This window comes from Vibrio mimicus CAIM 602, assembly GCF_000338875.1.
Classification (GTDB): domain Bacteria; phylum Pseudomonadota; class Gammaproteobacteria; order Enterobacterales; family Vibrionaceae; genus Vibrio; species Vibrio mimicus.
Genome location: NZ_AOMO01000027.1, coordinates 176,522 through 193,996, shown reverse-complemented (window position 1 = coordinate 193,996; position 17,475 = coordinate 176,522). Strand labels below are relative to the sequence as shown.

The 17,475-nt window shown below is 46.6% G+C and carries 13 protein-coding genes and 1 pseudogene; 8 read left to right on the top strand and 6 right to left on the bottom strand.

Annotated elements, in window-relative coordinates; translation table 11 throughout:
• Positions 1-88: 88 nt before the first annotated feature.
• A complete protein-coding gene (gene pepT, locus D908_RS11225; RefSeq protein ID WP_005524102.1) occupies positions 89-1,321 on the bottom strand; it encodes a peptidase T in 1,233 nt (410 codons plus the stop codon).
• Positions 1,322-1,612: 291 nt separating this feature from the next.
• Positions 1,613-2,821 carry a NupC/NupG family nucleoside CNT transporter gene (locus D908_RS11230; protein ID WP_005524100.1) on the bottom strand — a complete coding sequence of 403 codons (1,209 nt, stop codon included), beginning with the start codon at positions 2,819-2,821 and terminating at the stop codon, positions 1,613-1,615.
• 699 nt (positions 2,822-3,520) lie between these two features.
• On the opposite strand from D908_RS11230, the gene D908_RS11235 reads away from it, so the two are divergent.
• The gene (locus D908_RS11235) at positions 3,521-4,174 is read left to right on the top strand and encodes a DsbA family oxidoreductase (protein ID WP_005524099.1); all 654 of its coding nucleotides are present in this window, start codon (positions 3,521-3,523) and stop codon (positions 4,172-4,174) included.
• A 105-nt stretch (positions 4,175-4,279) separates the two neighbouring features.
• On the opposite strand, the gene D908_RS11240 is transcribed toward D908_RS11235, so the two are convergent.
• Both D908_RS11240 and D908_RS11245 read right to left on the bottom strand, forming a co-directional pair.
• Positions 4,280-4,480, bottom strand: a complete 201-nt coding sequence (locus D908_RS11240) for a chromosome segregation ATPase (protein ID WP_000997594.1) — start codon at positions 4,478-4,480, stop codon at positions 4,280-4,282.
• 59 nt (positions 4,481-4,539) lie between these two features.
• The gene (locus tag D908_RS11245; RefSeq protein WP_000475378.1) at positions 4,540-6,456 is read right to left on the bottom strand and encodes a methyl-accepting chemotaxis protein; all 1,917 of its coding nucleotides are present in this window, start codon (positions 6,454-6,456) and stop codon (positions 4,540-4,542) included.
• Between the two features lie 301 nt (positions 6,457-6,757).
• Here D908_RS11245 and D908_RS11250 point away from each other — a divergent pair, with 301 nt between their 5' ends.
• The 7 genes and pseudogenes from D908_RS11250 (at position 6,758) to D908_RS11275 (ending at position 14,430) form a co-directional block, all read left to right on the top strand.
• Complete coding sequence (locus D908_RS11250; RefSeq protein ID WP_005524096.1) at positions 6,758-7,714, top strand: AAA family ATPase; 957 nt, start codon at positions 6,758-6,760, stop codon at positions 7,712-7,714.
• Positions 7,715-7,723: 9 nt separating this feature from the next.
• Entirely contained in the window at positions 7,724-8,650 is a 927-nt protein-coding gene (locus D908_RS11255; protein ID WP_050557226.1) for a DUF58 domain-containing protein, read from the top strand.
• Positions 8,647-9,134, top strand: a pseudogene (locus tag D908_RS0119280) (DUF4381 domain-containing protein). The gene D908_RS11255 and the pseudogene D908_RS0119280 overlap by 4 nt, the downstream one beginning before the upstream one ends.
• Positions 9,121-10,077: a vWA domain-containing protein gene (locus tag D908_RS11260; RefSeq protein ID WP_005524088.1), complete on the top strand. Its 957-nt coding sequence runs from the start codon at positions 9,121-9,123 to the stop codon at positions 10,075-10,077. The pseudogene D908_RS0119280 and the gene D908_RS11260 overlap by 14 nt, the downstream one beginning before the upstream one ends.
• Position 10,078: 1 nt before the next feature.
• On the top strand, positions 10,079-11,935 hold the full coding sequence (locus D908_RS11265; protein ID WP_005524080.1) for a VWA domain-containing protein: 1,857 nt from the start codon (positions 10,079-10,081) through the stop codon (positions 11,933-11,935).
• A complete protein-coding gene (locus tag D908_RS11270; RefSeq protein WP_005524079.1) occupies positions 11,929-13,572 on the top strand; it encodes a BatD family protein in 1,644 nt (547 codons plus the stop codon). Before D908_RS11265 ends, D908_RS11270 begins: the two co-directional genes overlap by 7 nt.
• Positions 13,573-13,713: 141 nt before the next feature.
• The gene (locus tag D908_RS11275; RefSeq protein ID WP_000183591.1) at positions 13,714-14,430 is read left to right on the top strand and encodes an SIMPL domain-containing protein; all 717 of its coding nucleotides are present in this window, start codon (positions 13,714-13,716) and stop codon (positions 14,428-14,430) included.
• Between the two features lie 150 nt (positions 14,431-14,580).
• Here the strand turns inward: D908_RS11275 and cspE are convergent, their stop codons facing one another.
• Positions 14,581-14,793: a transcription antiterminator/RNA stability regulator CspE gene (cspE, locus tag D908_RS11280; protein ID WP_000078819.1), complete on the bottom strand. Its 213-nt coding sequence runs from the start codon at positions 14,791-14,793 to the stop codon at positions 14,581-14,583.
• Positions 14,794-15,038: 245 nt separating this feature from the next.
• On the bottom strand, positions 15,039-17,120 hold the full coding sequence (locus D908_RS11285) for a GGDEF domain-containing protein (RefSeq protein ID WP_005524078.1): 2,082 nt from the start codon (positions 17,118-17,120) through the stop codon (positions 15,039-15,041).
• Positions 17,121-17,475: the final 355 nt, after the last annotated feature.

Below are 17,475 nucleotides of genomic sequence, written 5' to 3'. Positions count from 1 at the left end.
ACAAGAAATATCCCAAAACTCTTGGCATATCGAAAAATTTCAGCGTAAAAAAAGCCGCTCGTTGAGCGGCTTATTCTTCTGCAAGTTTTTACTGTCGGTAATGCAGTGCCGTTTTCTCTGCGAGTTTAACAATCACTTGAACCGCAGCCTCCATCCCTTCAATCGTGATGAATTCATGAATACCGTGGAAATTGTATCCCCCAGTAAAAATGTTTGGACAAGGTAGCCCCATGAATGAAAGGCGCGCCCCATCCGTACCACCACGAATCGGTTTAATTTGAGGCTCCACATCACACTCGATCATTGCTTGTTTTGCCAGTTCGATAATATGCGGATGCGGCTCGACCATTTCCTTCATATTGGAATAGCTCTGTTCAAAGCTCACTTCAACGCGGCCTTTTTTGAGCTGCTGGTTTAATTCAGCCACTTTCGCTTGCATCAAGTCTTGGCGCGCTTGTAAACCATTTGCCTCAAAGTCCCGCAGAATGTATTTCAACTCAGATTTAGCCACGCCCATGGTAGCGCTCGAAAGATGATAGAAACCTTGATAGCCCTCAGTGTGCTGCGGTGTTTCACTTTCCGGCATCATCAAAATAAACTGAGCCGCAATGTGCATCGCGTTAACCATTTTGTCTTTCGCAGTCCCAGGATGCACATTCACACCATGACAAGTGACGGTCGCCGTTGCAGCATTAAAGTTCTCATACTCCAATTCTCCGATCGGGCCACCATCAATCGTGTAGGCCCACTGCGCCGCAAACTTCGCAACATCAAAGTGGTTCGCTCCACGACCGATTTCTTCATCCGGAGTAAAAGCAATCGAGATGTCGCCATGTGGAATGGAAGGATCGGCGAGCAACATTTCGATTGCAGTGATAATTTCGGCAATCCCCGCTTTGTTATCTGCACCAAGCAAAGTCGTACCATCGGTCGTGATCAGGTTGTAGCCATGCAACAAATGCAGATCGGGATATTGGATCGGCGACAACACTTCATCACCCTTACCGAGTGCGATGTCACCGCCTTGGTAGTCTTCCACAATTTGAGGTTTGACATGTTTTCCGCACGCATCTGGAGACGTATCCATGTGGGCGATAAAACCAATGGGGGGCACTGGATAATCGACATTCGATTTCAGTTTGGCCATCACATAGCCATGCTCATCCAGCGATACATCACTCAAGCCTAATTCCAAAAGTTCTTCATAAAGAGCCTGAGCAAACACCTTCTGCCCCGTAGAACTCGGGCAATGGTGATTTTTCGGTTTAGATTGGGTATCAAAAGTCACATAGCGCATAAAGCGCCCAACAAGATTTTTCATAAGCAAGCACTCATCATTCAAATACGCAGCGTTGGTGAAACCTCGCTGAAAGGGGCATAAGCAGTGAATTGCATCCCATACTACGTATTCTTGCCGCGGATGAGTTGTTACAAATCAGTTTTTCACCGATTAATCAAAACTCGCTGTGATTCTTAAGTTAAAAAGTGACGGAAGATAGATCGGCATAAAGAAAAAGCCTACCCAGTTGGGTAGGCTCGATATTCTTAACACCTCAACGACTTTGCGTTGTCACCTGTAACATGGCGAATGCATGTCGATGGGGGGATAGATTTATAACGAGATGAAAATACCTGCTAAACAAGCACTCATTAGGTTAGCCAGTGTGCCAGCCATAACGGCTTTGATGCCAAGGTTTGCTACGTCAGAGCGACGCTCAGGCGCAATTACACCAATGGAACCTAGCTGAATCGCGATAGAGCCGATGTTGGCAAAGCCGCACAGCGCAAACGTGATGATCACTTGGCTATGCTCAGAAAGCAGTGCTTTGTGTTCAACAAAGTCAATGAAGGCGACAAACTCGTTCATTACGACTTTCTGACCGATGTAAGAACCCGCCGCCAGAACTTCATGGCTAGGAACACCAATCACCCATGCCAGTGGGGCAAACAAGTAACCAAACAGTGCTTGCAGAGTGATTCCGCTAAAGCCAACCATATCGCCTAGATTTTCAAGGCCAGTGTTCACCATAGCGATCACACTGACAAACGCGATAAGCATGGTGCCTACTGCTACGGCCACTTTCATACCGTTCATCGCGCCGCTGGCGAGAGCATCAATCAAATTGCTGTCTTGGGCTTTGTCCAACTCAACTTGGCTTTGATCAATGGGAGTACCACGCTCAGGAACGATGATTTTTGCCATCATCAAGCTACCTGGTGCAGCCATAAAACTCGCCGCAATCAAGTATTTCAGGTCAACACCTAAACCAGCGTAACCACCAAGCACTGAGCCCGCAACCGATGCCATACCACCCGCCATGACAGCGAATAATTCAGAACGAGTCATGTTGGCTAAAAATGGGCGAACAAGCAGTGGCGATTCACCTTGTGAAAGGAAAATGTTACCTGTTGCAACGAGAGATTCCGCTTTGCTGGTGCCTAAGAAACGTTGGATACCACCACCAATAAACGCAATAACTTTTTGCATTACGCCAAGGTAATAAAGGGCGGAAATAAGAGCACTGAAGAAGATAATGATAGGTAAAACGCGAATCGCAAAGATAAAGCCGGTATCCGCCAGATCACCGAAGAGAAAACGAATACCGATATCCGCAAAGCTCAGCAAGCCTGAAACACCGTTACTTAAACTGCTCAGAGCGGCTTGTCCCAATGGAAAATAAAGCACTAGCGCTGCAAAACCAATTTGCAGTAACAGAGCGCGAGAGACGGTTTTCCAATTAATCGCACTGCGGCTTTCAGAGAGCAGATACGCGCATAGGATCAGTACCGTAACACCGATGATTCCAAACAAAATCGCCATAGTTTACCTAGAAAAATGTGAGTAAAAACAGGGAAACCCAATGGCTTGGTCTAGGTGTAGGCGGAGACAATCTCAAAAGGAGAGAATAAAGCTTTATTGCTCACTAGCCATTCACATCAACAGACCCAAGCTTGGGAATTTAGCTGGTCCGATCCTTGGGGTCATTCACATTTCCTTGTGACGGCTTGTACTGGCAGAGCAACCGGCTCTTAGCCGGGCGCAGAGTATAACGATAAAAAAATGAGTTTCATCACATTTTTTCACGCAAACGTTTATTTATCCTATTTTTCCTCGTAATCGCTATTTTCAAGGGGGTGAGGGTAAGAAGCGACGCCTTATCATGACAGATTGACAACAAGTTACTTACTGGATGGAACACACTTCACAAAGATAAATTCTTTTATTTATTATTCAGGAAACAAGCTGGCATTAGAAACAAAAGGTGCCTAGTTTTAACTGAATTTCTTTTTCCTTTACCGCATAACCATTACTAACAACGTCAGTGTCAACGCCTCACGAGTTTCTTAGGAACCGTGAGGCGTTTTTTCAGCTCCAGCTCACTTTTTGCGTATTTTTCACTCAATAAACCCCTATTCTGCGATCCCCACAGAAATAGATAAGGTTATGATGAGTCGTGACCAACGCAGCAGATTCAAGTACGACAGTTATACTTAAACAACACCAACTAAGGAGAGTGCGATGCACAAGCTAACCATAGATCTTGTCTCGGATGTCGTCTGCCCTTGGTGCGTGATTGGCTACTATAGATTGAACCACGCATTATCCAGACTGCCAGAGATAGAAGTGACACTCAGATGGCACCCTTATGAACTCAATCCACGATTAGCGATGGGGGGAGAAAATTTGCGTGAGCATCTTAGTAAAAAATATGGCACTAACCTTGAAGCTAGCCAGCAAGCTCGAAAAACACTAACCGAGCTCGGCCAAGAAGTGGGGTTTGAGTTTCACTTTTTTGATGAAATGCGGATTTATAACACGCGCAAAGCCCATCAATTGCTCTTGTGGGCCAATCAGCATAATAAGCAATTGCCGCTCACCTTGGCTCTTTGGAAAGCCTATTTTCAAGAGGGTAAAGCAATTGATGATGACGAGATACTGCTTGAACTAGCCCAAAGTGTCGGATTAGAACGTGAAGCATGTCTGCAAGTTTTGGGTGATGACTCTTGGGCGAAAGCCGTTGCTAATACCGAGCAGCAATGGTTGCAGGCAGGCATTCACGCAGTACCAACTTTGATCATTGAACAGAAGTATTTAATTTCTGGCGCACAAACCAGCGATATTTTGTTTGATGTGCTGCAACGAGTTTCCACCGACACCGCGGCTCAACGCTAACCCACTTTCTCAAGGGTTAATGCGATAACTTAGCTACCGTTCAAATCGATACAAATCGAGCCGCAAAGCGGCTCGATAAAATGATTAGCAACGGATGACCATCAATTAGTGAATTGGTGTTTCCGCTTTGGCGTAATACTGACCAAAGTAGGCTTCAAGTACCTCCGGAGTCAGTTTGCCTTCGGCTTCTAACTGTTTGAGTTTTTCTGCAATCGCTTTTTGCTCTTCCAGACTTGGCAGCTTGGTTTCTGGCTCTTCAGCAACCTGCTGAGACATCAACTCCAACTCTTTTTCGAAATCGTTCATCACTCTTTACCTACTTGGTTTTTACTGCCCGGAAGTGTAACTAACTCCCGGCGAGGATTCTAGAGTTTAAAGTTGCCAACCAATTTGTCCAAGCGACCAGAGAGTTCACGCAATGATTTGCTGGCATCAGCCAACTCTTCAGCCGTCGACGTTGTCACTTCATTGATCGCGTTAATCTCTTCGATATTTTGGTTAATGGTATGCACTACGGTTGATTGTTCTTCTGTCGCGGTGGCCACTTGAGTGTTGCGATCTGAGATATCGTGTATGCGTTCAGAAATGCTCATCAACACTTGTACGGCTTCATCAGAAGCAGCAACCCCTTGATGGGTAACCGCTTTACCCGCATCCATCGCTGACACCGCATTTTTCGCGTCAGTTTGCAGTTGGTTGATCATTTTCTGAATTTCTTCCGTTGATGCAGCAGTCCGACTCGCAAGATTACGCACTTCATCTGCTACCACAGCAAAGCCACGACCTTGATCGCCAGCACGCGCAGCTTCAATCGCTGCGTTTAGCGCCAACAAGTTGGTTTGCTCAGAGATGCCGCGGATCGCATCCAAAATCGAGCCGATCTCTTGAGTCGTTGATGCCAACTGCTCAACCACTTTACCTGTATTCTCAATATCGTTGGCTAAGCGGCTGATCGCGTCTTTGGCTTTATTAACCACATTACGACCTTGATCAGCATTACCTGACGCCTGATTGGCCGTTTCTGCTGCGGTTGCCGCATTAGAAGCGATTTCGCTGATGGTCGCCCCCATCTGGTTAATCGCAGTCACAACTTGGATGGTCTGATCACGTTGCTGCTGGCTGTTATCATGCGTCACTAAAGCCTTGCGCGATACACCTTCAGCGGCAACTTGCAGCTCACGGCTGGTTTGTGCCACGTCTTTAATCGATTGATGGATCTTTTCAATAAAACCATTGAAGCCCTTTGAAAGCTGGGCAATTTCATCATTGCCTTGAACTTCAATACGCTGTGAAAGATCGCCATCACCTTTACCGAGATCCGTAAAGCGTTTCGCAATCTGATTGATTGGCATAGCAATGCTGTTGGCAAGGAAAATCCCCATCACGATAAAGACGGCAGCTACAACCAGTGTCGTTATCATCATTCTCTGTGCCACGGCATCTAACTCTGCAAACACTTCATACACAGGCACTGCGCCAACCAAGAACCAATCCATACTTTCGATATACAGGCTCGCGACCATCACCTCTTCGCCTTGGTACTGCGTTGAAATAAGATTAAAACCTGATTTATTAAGCAGTTCACTGGCACTTGAGCCATAGATTTGTTGTAAGGTCGATTTCACATGCGCTTTTTGACGGTGGATTTGCACCACACCTTGCGCATTGGTTAAGAAAACAAAACCTGTATCTTCGATTTGGAACCCGTTCAGCAAGTTGACCATGTCCGCCATCGATTTCGACATGCCAGACATAGTATCGCCATTGACCAACTGATAGTTGGCGAACATTTTGACTTCACCATTAGCCTCTTGGAACATGCTCACCATGGTCGGTTTACCTGAATTGGTAAAGCCGAAGAACCAGCCATCTTGTTGCTGATTGAGCTGACGTAAGAAGCCATCTTGATTCCAGTAATAGGCAGTTTTACGGTTGGCGACTGAAGCATCATTCAGTTGATATTGGTCGCGCAAATTGTTCAATTGCTTAACCAACATAGCTTCAGTGGCAGGATCTCTTTCTGTGGTTGAGATAGCGTGTTGCACAAACTCATTACTGGCAATTTGCTGTGCCGCTGACAATAACTGTATTACCTGACTATCGATATCACTTTTAATCAATTTCAAAATGTCGGGCAATTCTAAATCGACCAAGCGATGTTCTAACACTTCACGTGCCTGACGCTGTGCCATCACACCGACAATTAGGGTTGATGCCAGTACAGCGAGGGTGACCCCTAACACGACTTTTTGTTTGATACTCATCTGATGCAGTTTGAACATATTCTCCGCCTAATCATGGCTATAACCGAAACCTATTCATTATCGGCCTAAGATCACACCACTTAAGAAAACTCATACAAAATCAAAGCATAAACTTGCTCATTGTCACACTTTTTATTGAAATTACTTAAGTGCCATTTATAAATCGTCCTTTCGCATTCATTAAGATAGTCGTTTTTAATCGAGTGTTGGGTGATCATAAGTATTTTTTGACCATCCAGTTGTTCTACGTGATTTTTTATGGAACTTTCTGGCAGGTACACAACACTAACCGCTGAGATATCTAGGAGTGGAAGAATTCATGCCGTTTCAACCCTTTCAAACATTGCAGCACTATTTAAATCAACAGGTGATTGGCCAAGCTGATTTAGTTAACCAACTGCTGATCGCCCTTCTCGCTGATGGACATATTCTGGTTGAAGGCCCGCCGGGGCTTGCCAAAACTCGCGCAGTGAAATCTCTTGCCGAATGTATTGAAGGTGATTTCCACCGAATTCAATTTACCCCTGATTTGCTCCCTGCGGATCTCACAGGTACTGATGTCTATCGCCCAGAAACTGGCGAGTTTGTGTTTCAGTCCGGCCCCATTTTCAATTCGTTAGTACTCGCCGATGAGATAAACCGCGCGCCTGCCAAAGTTCAGGCAGCGATGCTTGAAGCCATGGCTGAGAAACAGATTTCGGCAGGACGTAAAACCTATCGTTTACCCGAACTGTTTTTGGTCATGGCCACGCAAAACCCTATTGAGCAAGAAGGAACTTATCCGCTGCCAGAAGCACAGCTCGACCGTTTTCTGCTGCATTTGGAAGTGAACTACCCCTGTGCACAGGATGAGCTCGCGATTTTGCGCCTTAACCGCGGAGAAGCAAAAGGCGAACAAGCGATAGATAAGCCTTTGATTACTCAGCAACAAGTGTTTAGTGCCCGCCAAGAAGTCCTTAATGTGCATATGGCAGAGAGCATTGAAAACTACCTTGTCCGCTTAATTATGGCGACTCGTCAGCCAGCCAATTACGATGCCAAACTCGCCCAATGGTTAACCATGGGCGTGAGCCCACGCGCGACGATTGCACTCGATCGCTGTGCACGAGCCCACGCTTGGTTGCATGGACGTGATTTTGTCACGCCGGACGATGTTCAGGTAATGGCTTTCTCTGTTTTGCGTCATCGCCTACTGCTCAGTTATCAGGCACAAGCGGAAGGGGTTCATCCTAATCAGATCATCTCCCATTTGCTGTCGCTGGTAGGCAGTGCGTAGGTTTTGACTATGCCGTATTCCCTACCCTTGCACGCAAACGGAGTCTCACTCTGTCTTGAAGAGTTACTCGCTTACGAGCAGCAAGCCGTGCATTTTTTGCCGCCAGCACGACAAGTATGGTCACAGCGTATTGGACAGCATCACAGTCGTCAGCTTGGGCGCGGGATGGATTTTTCAGAAGTTCGTCAATACCAAGCGGGTGATGACATTCGTTCGATTGATTGGCGGGTAACGGCTCGTACGGGCAAACCACACACCAAGCTGTTCAGTGAGGAGCGGGAAAGAGCGGTCGTGCTTTATATCGATCTCAGCCAATCTATGCAGTTTGGCTCCAGTTTACTGCTCAAATCTGTGCAGGCAGCGCATTTAGCCAGCCTACTCAGTTGGCTGGCCGTTAAACAGCAAGATCGAGTCGGTGCTGTGATTGATTTAGGCCACCGTCTGATTGAAATCAAACCCAGTAGTCGTCAGCGCGGAGTGTTGCCTATTTTGGGCGCTTGTATCGAGGCGCAGCAAACACCACCTACACAGCATGCCTCCAGAAGTTTGGCGTTGCATGAGGTCTTTAACACCCTCAATCGGTTATGCCCCAAAGGCAGCGAAGTGGTGCTGATCAGCGATTTTGTCCACTTAAACCCAGAACAGCACGCCTTGCCGCTACGCCAACTCTGTCGCCATAACCGAGTGCGCATGGTGCAAATTCATGATCCTTTAGAGCAAGGAGACACTTCATTTCGTGGTATTGAGCAAGTACAAAATAACCAAGAGACGCGCTGGCTCAACTTTTCGATAAATAGTACGCGTGCAGGTATCAAAAAAGCCTTTGAAACTCAAAAAGAAAAACTAAAATCACTGTGTCTATTATTGGAAATGGACTACCGCTCAGTTTCAAGCGGAATACCCTTGCTGCAACAATTATCGGACCATAAGAAATGAAGGAATCGTCAATCACATCACTGGATCTCAACGCTTTGCATTTGCCTGAGCTTCCCGGCTGGTTTCCACTGGCTTGGGGATGGTGGGCAAGCATAGGCGGCATTCTCATCGTGATGCTCATTATTGGCTTGACTGTGCGTTGGCGTCGCCGTCGGCTGGCCCCTAAAAAACGGCATTACGTCTTTTGAGTTTAAAAGTGACTCCGCAAACGCCCTCTTCAGCGATTGAATTGGTCCGTCAAGCGGCACTCTGTTATTACCCTCGTGAAGATATTGCACATTTAACCGGTAAAGATTGGTACGCCTTTTTAGATGCCGAAGTCGGCCACCCACTTTTTGTACCAAACGAAACCCTGTGGCAGCAAGCCTTATACCAAAAGCAGAAAGTGAACAACGCGGATGAGCTGGTTCACCACTGTTACCATTGGGTAGAAAGCGCCTTGCCGCCGAGAAAGCGGAGAAAATCAGGCATTGGCAAGTTTTGAGTTTATTTGGTGGTGGATGTTTTTACTTCTGCCACTGCCTTGGGTTATCTATTTTTTTGCACCAGCCATAAAACCTAGGGCGGCGATTAAGCTGCCCTATCTCCCTCAAGCATCGGGAATCCAACCCTATTCATGGCTTCCGCGGTTCATCGCCGCTGGATTGTGGCTCCTGTTGCTTGCGGCGGCGGCGAGACCCGTTTGGTATGGCGAACCTGTCAGCACCAGTACGTCCCACCGCGATCTGATGTTAGTGGTCGATCTCTCCTACTCAATGAGCCAAGAGGATATGCAGTCTGGCCAGCAGATGGTGGATCGTTTAACCGCCGTCAAACAGGTACTTTCCGAATTTATCACCAAACGCGAAGGCGATCGGGTAGGACTGATTCTGTTTGCTGACCACGCTTACTTACAAACACCCCTGACCTTGGATCGTCAAACCGTGATCAGCCAACTCAACCAAGCGGTGTTAAAACTGATCGGCACTCAAACCGCGATTGGTGAAGGCATTGGCCTTGCGACGAAAACCTTCATTGATAGTGATGCCCCCCAAAGAGTGATGATTTTACTCAGTGATGGCAGCAACACCGCTGGGGTTTTAGACCCACTCGAAGCCGCCAATATCGCCAAACAGTACCAAACCACCATTTACACTGTGGGTGTGGGTGCCGGTGAGATGATCGTGAAGGATTTTTTGTTCAGCCGTAAAGTGAATACCGCGCAGGATCTGGATGAAAAAACCTTACAGACCATTGCTTCAACGACTGGCGGACAATATTTCCGAGCTCGTAATCAGCAAGATTTACAAAGCATTTATGACACCATCAATCAACTTGAGCCCATCAGCCAAGCAAGCCGGACTTGGCGTCCCCAAACTGAGTGGTTTTTCTACCCACTGAGCCTTGCTCTGCTGCTCTCTGTCGTTCTGGTTTTTGTGAGGAGATAAGATGGCACCATTGATTTTTCTCTATCCACACTGGCTATGGTTGCTCGCACCGCTATTGATGTTGGCATTATGGCTGGGTCTGCGCCAAAACAAGCGCAGTTTGATCGCACCTCATCTTGCGCAGGCTATGGGTATTCATACTTCGTCTTTCCGTCATCTCAGTTGGCTTCTCGCACTTGTTTGGTTGTTTGCGACACTGGCTCTGGCTGGCCCAAGTTGGCAATCAGCCGAGCGACCCAGTGTACAAAACAGTGCTGCGCGAGTGTTAATGATGGATATGTCGCGTTCGATGTACGCCACGGATCTCGCACCCAACCGTCTAACTCAAGCTCGTTATAAAGCGCTCGATCTGCTCAAAGGCTGGCAAGAAGGCACTACAGGTTTGGTTGCCTACGCTGCGGATGCCTATGTGGTAAGCCCACTGACCAGTGACACTGCAACACTCGCCAATTTAATCCCCAACCTGTCACCCGAGATCATGCCCTATCAAGGGGCTAATGCGGCGAATGCCGTTAGCCTAGCGATTTCGATGTTGCAGCAAGCTGGCCATCAACAAGGGGATTTGATTCTGATCGCGGATGATCTCGGCCGTAGCGAGCGAGAAAAAATAACTCAGCAGTTACAAGGCAGCGAGTGGCGACTGGTTTTACTCGCACTGGGCACTCCCAGTGGCGCACCAATTACGTTGAGTGATGGCAGCCTGCTGAAAGATCGACAAGGTCAGACCGTGATTGCAAAAACCGCCTTTGATCAATTCCAGCAGCTTTCACAAAGCATCAATGGTGTATTGACCGCTTACCGTGCCGACGGTGCAGATATTGAGCAGATTTTGCGTATAACCCAGCAACCCACCGAAATTGGCGAGCAATCTTCACGCCAAGCGATTAAGGAAAGAGTCAACAACGGTTATTGGCTGATATTGCCTTTGATCATCGCAGCATTGTTCATGTTTCGTCGTGGCGCATTATTCACTGTGGCGTTGCTTATTGGCACAAGCCTACCGAACCAACATGCTTGGGCATCACCATGGTTGAATCAGGATCAACAAGCAATGCGAGATTTCGAATCTAAACAATATTCTCAAGCCGCAGAAGGATTCAGCGACCCGAGATGGCAAGGCGCTGCTCGCTATAATGCCGGAGATTACCAAGGCGCGATTGATGCTTACTCCCAAGTAGACAACCCGGATTTGGATACGCAATACAACTTAGCGAATGCTTACGCGCAAGCTGGGGATTTATCAAAAGCGCGCAGTTTGTACGAGCAGGTATTGGAGAAAGAACCTAACCATCAAGATGCGTTACACAATCTGCAAGTGGTTAACAAGGCCGAGCAACAGCAACAGCAACAGCAACAGCAACAGCAACAGCAACAGCAACAGCAACAGCAACAGCAACAGCAGGATTCTTTATCTGATTCCTCTGGTCAAGCGCAGCAAGAAAAATCATCTGTAAATCCACCCAACACAAACAAGGGTGAAGAGACGAATCCTCAAACGGAAGGGCAACCTGATCTAGCTCAAAATCAGAGCGAGCAAAACCGCGCTCAACCCAAAGCTGACGAGAAAGATCAAGCAGAATCAAAATCAGAGCACTCTACCAGCGCAGAACAATCGTCAGCGCAAAGTGAACAACAAAAACAAAGCCGTGTCAGCCAAGCAGATAAAAAGACCGATGAGCAAAATGCATCCGAAAAAACAGAAGCGTTGACGTCAACAACGGATCAAAATCTCGACCCAATGCTGCGCAAATTAGAGCAAGTCGAAAGTGCTCGAGATCCTAGCACGCTACTGCGTGCACAATTTATTCTGCAAGCGAAAAGCAAACCTCAACCAACGGAAACCGACCAGCCATGGTAAAGATGCAATCTGTACTTCAATCCGCGTTTTTATGGCTCGCTCTACTTTCGAGCCTACTCGTACTACCCACACAAGCAGCCAATTTAGTGGCCAGTGTCAGCAAGAATAAAGTGGTCAAGAATGAAGTGATCCAATTACGAGTGGTAAGCAGTGATAAGGCGGCTTCCGATGCACTCGATTTTTCCCAACTCGAACCTGATTTCTTTGTTGGTCAACCAAGCTTTGCTTCTTCAACCAACATTATTAACGGCAATTACTCACAACGTAGTGAATGGACAGTGGCAATCGCAGCACAAAGAACCGGGATTATCACCATTCCAAGTTTTCAGTTGGGTAATGCCCAGACAGCGCCAATCGCCATTCAAGTCACCGAAGATGAACGCCAACCTGCGCAAGAAGATCTCGTGGAAGTGCGCAGCAAAATCGAACGCACTCAGCTTTATCCCGATGAAAGTGCCCTATTTCACGCGCAGTTGATTATTAAAGAGGACGTACGCCGTTTACGCGATCCAAACATTACACCTCCGAAAGTTGATGGAATGCGTATTGAATCGGCTAGTGAACCCAAACAGTATCCCAGTGTGCTTAATGGCGTCGAAGTTACAATTGTCGAGCAAACGTTTCGGATCACGGCAGAGCAAGCAGGTGATTTCACCTTAAGTGAACCTGTACTTAAGGGGGCGTTACTGTACGGGAATCAGTACAGCGGCAACACACGTTTGATTCCCCTGCTCACTCAACCTAAGACTTATGCAATAAAAGTGTTAGAGAAACCTGCCGACTATCAGGGTTTCTGGCTTCCTACCCCAAAACTGAGCTTGACTCAAAGCTGGCAAGATGAACAAGAAACGCTGGAATCACAAAGCCAATACACCACTCAGGTCGGCCACGCAATTACACGAGAGCTGCGTTTACAAGTTAGTGGTTTGACTCAGCAACAATTGCCCAATTTCAACATCCATTATCCTGACAGCATCAGTGTGTATGCGGAAAAGCCACAATTTACCACCTTGGATAATGGCGATACCGTAATGACCCTAAAACAGGTACTGATCCCACGCCAAGCAGGGGAAGTAACGTTACCTGAAGTGAGTCTGCGTTGGTGGAATACCCAGACTCAGCAAGAACAAATGAGCCAGGTATCGGGGCTCACCTTGCAAGTACAACCAAGCCAAGAAACACCGCTCTTGCCTACTCCAACAGCGCAACCAACGACTCCCGACGTTAAAACAGTGACAGATGCAGGCTATTGGCCCTATCTGACCCTGCTTTTTGCTTTGCTGTGGCTTGCGAGCAGTATCATTGCCCTCATTCAGTGGAGAGCACGAACTCAACAACCTAAAGTAGATCCGACTCAATGGGTTCCATCATCAACCTATCAAGCTCTTATGTTAGCAATTGAGCGGCAGGATCTTTTGGTTCTCAGCCAAGCTGTGCGCGCTTGGCAAAACGAAGTCACACTGGATAAGGACGAGCAGCAAGTACTAGCCGGGCTTTTACTGAAGTTGCAACAAGCTTGTTACTCTGAGACACCACAAAAACCAGACTTCAGTGAATTAAAAAATTGGATTGTAGCCAAGCAGAAACAACAGCGAAAAGCGAATAACCACAAGCCCTCGGAGTTAGCCCCGTTATGATATTGGTGCAAATTCACATAGCTTGGGGATAGCTTGTTACTCACAGCAGGAGTAATTTATCAGCAAAATGCGTGGAGTTGCAGTCAATGCAAATACAGCTTCGTGTCACAAAGGCTAAGGGTCAACAATGGGAGGAATACCATGACCAACATGAATACCAAAGCCGCAACCGTGCTAGGCCTGAGTTTGATTATCGGACTTGCCACATTAGGCTTTTTGGTACAGCAAATGGCAGTGAAATTTAAAGAGTACGAGCGAGTCGTTACAGTAAAAGGGCTTTCTGAGCGAGAAGTCGTCGCCGATACCGTGATCTGGCCGATCCAGTTTACGGTTGCTGATAATCAGCTTTCATCTTTATTTGAAACCGTAGATCAGCAAACCCAGCTCATTACCAGCTTCTTAGTCGAGAAGGGAATTGATCGCACAGCGATTTCGCTTTCTGCCCCCGCTGTGATCGACAAAAAAGCCCAGCAATACGGTGAAGATCGTGCAGAGTTTCGCTATATAGCGACACAAACTCTGACCGTTTACAGTAAGCAAGTGGAACAAGTGCGAAGCATCATCAGTGAAATTGGTCAGTTGGGTAAACAAGGCGTCGTCTTTAACCAAGATCCGTACAGCAACCGCGTTGAATTCAGCTTTACTGGGCTTAATGGCATCAAGCCAGACATGATCGAAGAAGCGACTAAGCAAGCACGTGAAGTGGCGTTGAAGTTCGCCAAAGATTCACAAAGCACCCTAGGCAAAATTAAAACAGCCTCTCAAGGGCAGTTTTCTATCTCGGATCGTGATAACAATACCCCATACATCAAAAATGTACGTGTGGTCACTACGGTGGAATATTACTTATCGGATTGATTGAGGAACCTTACAGCTCTGCGCGATAAGGAAAGTATCGACTGCTTACGGCTCGAAAGGGCTCTAGAAAAGAGCTTTTGAAACTGAGATGTGAGAAGTAAAAAGGGGCGTGGTTTACACCACGCCCCTTTTCTAATTAATCTGTGCTAATTACAGCGCAGTTACTTGAGCAGCTTGTGGGCCTTTTTTGCCTTGCTCAACAGTGAAGCTTACACGCTGACCTTCAGCCAGAGTTTTGAAGCCTTCAGAAACGATAGACTTGAAGTGTACGAACACGTCTTGACCGCCGTTGTCTTGAGAGATGAAACCAAAACCTTTAGTTTCGTTGAACCATTTTACTGAACCAGTCATTTTCTGAGACATAGTAACCTCTGATGTATATTTGCTATGAGTTTATTTGGCTGATAACGAAAGCTATTGAATGGTATATCAAGACAAAGTTGACGCAGGTTTAACGAGAAATCGATAACGATCTGAGATTGAACTTTCACTGAATTTAACATTAACAACTCTTACCTAAGAGCCGAGATGTACTATACACGTATTTTTCCGAAACGCTACACTTATTTGTGTTATTTGCCGAATAATAAGAAATCTGCTGGATAATGCTACATTTCCGCCTCTAAACAGTCGATATTTTCAACAATAACACCAACCACTTGATTTCGTCCTTGGCTCTTTGCTCGATACAAGGCTTTATCCGCTTCGGCATAAAGTTGGTCAAACTTAATCTCACGCGGTTTATAGCATGATGCAGCATAGCCAATCGAAACCGTCAGCACGGTACCATTAGGATTTTCACAGTGGTCAATGCTCTCTGCTTCGATACTGTGACGAATGCTCTCTGCGAGAGAGCGGATTTCTTCCGCACTACGGTTGGCGATCAGCAATAGGAATTCCTCACCACCAATACGGCAGAAAAGCTCATGCTCAGATTGTGCATGTCGGCTCAGAATGTTTCCAATCCGCATTAAAGCGATATCCCCTTCCAAATGGCCATAACAATTATTGAATAGCCCAAAGTGGTCGATATCCAGCAAGATCACGCCATAATTGACGACGTCTTTAATTGTCTGTTCACACGTCTGTTCAAGCAGATGCTCTAACATGCGGCGATTACCAAGACGCGTTAGAGGGTCTAGCTTCGCCATCAGATCAAGTTTTTCGTTAGCTTTTTGTAAGTCGCGAGTGCGATTTCGCACTTCGAGCTCCAAGGTTTCATTGAGCACGGAAATCGCTTCTTGCGCTTTTGCTCGCATTAACACTTCCGTGAGATTCGAGGCAAACATGCGGATCACTTCACGCAGCTGTGAAGTCAATGGAGAACGTCTGATCAAATTATCAGCGGCGATGAAGGCGATTGGAGTGCCTTTATCAGTCAGCATCGTCATCGCAGTCCAACCATAACCGACAATTTTGCAGTCGTGATAAATAGGCACACCCTCTTTGAAGACAACTTCGTTGGGATGAAGTTTGGCAAGGTCAACGATATCATTTTCATGTGTCGAACCCCGAAAGTAAGATTCATCCACAATATTGCCTTGAATGTCCGTCCCCCAAGTCCCTTGAATGTATGAACAGGCTTCATCCGTCAGAAACACCGCCATACGATCAATCCCCATCCGGTTGATCGCAAAATTCACGGCAGATTTACAGACTTCACTCACTGTCATACAGCGTGACAATTCCACCATGCTGGCGTGCAGCATTCGTACATTCTGCTCTTGGCGTTTACGAATATAGATTTGAGCGAGCAGTGAGCCGAACGACTCCAACATTTGCTTTTGGTATTCCGTGATCGGTTGGCGGTTAATGTAGTTATCAATCGCGAGCCAGCCTATGGTGTCATTACCATCACGCAAGATCAGCATGCCATTCCAACCTTGCCCAACCACCTGCCCAGCAGTGTACAGAGGGGCATCTTCGACCACCATAAGCGTACATTCATCATTGGATAACGCTTCTAGATATTGGGGTTCGACTTGATGTAAATCGTATTGCGTATGATGTTCGTCGACCGTTTTGCCGTGTTCATCCGTGCCATACGTACCACTAAAACAGCGTTTTTTCATATCCAATAATAAAAACGCAGCACGATCAAACCCAAGCCGATGACGCATGGCCTCCACGGATGCCCGATGCAGCTCATCAAGATTGTCCGGGTTAGACAGTTCCACCGCGACCTGATGCACCAACTTCATATTGTCGATGAACTGTTCCCGCTGACTGATTTCATTAAGGTATTTCGCTTCCCGTAGATCGCGATTTTTAAATTCTTTCGATGCTTCAATCTCTGCACGCAAACATTGCCATTTCGCAGCGATCAGTTGTAGGAAATCCAGCTCACCCGATTGCGTCGTTAAGTGCACGTTTTCTGCACATGCGGCTTGAATAACCAAATAAGTGCGGTGCCTTGGGTGGTTATCCAACATGAGGACAAACGACTCACCGCCCATTGTCGGCAGATAGTCCCAACGGCAAGTGTTAATAGCAAAAGGAATTAAGCCATCAGAGGTATCAAACTGTGCAGCCCATGCCCAGAATGCTTCTGGATAAGCCTCTAAATCCACAAAATCTCCATGAGATAAGACTATCTCCACTGAAGATTGCGGCGAAGACGCGCGCACGATCCCAGCCGCTTGTGATTTTAAAAAAGTCGTTAAATATTCAAAGCTGGTATCCGCCAACATTCGATAATTTCGACTTGAGGTAACTCTTCTCAATAGGGTTCGAGGAAACATGCACAGCCTGACGTTATAAACTAGTTTTGCCGAAAATAATGGCTGATTTTGCAATAAGCAATCAATTGGCTATCCTGCTAGCTGTTAACTCTGCCGCACTTTTTCCTGATAACTGGTTACATACTCGGCACAGCCTGCATTTTTGCGATGCTGTTTCCATTTATTGCATCCATAGACGGCTCTTTTTTAATAATTTCTCACTATTGAGTCAAAGTTCAGTTATCGCCGATAAACGCTTGCACCGTAAATTTCTCTCTTTTTATCTGCTAGAATAATGCTCGATTTGATTCAATCGTGGACTCCT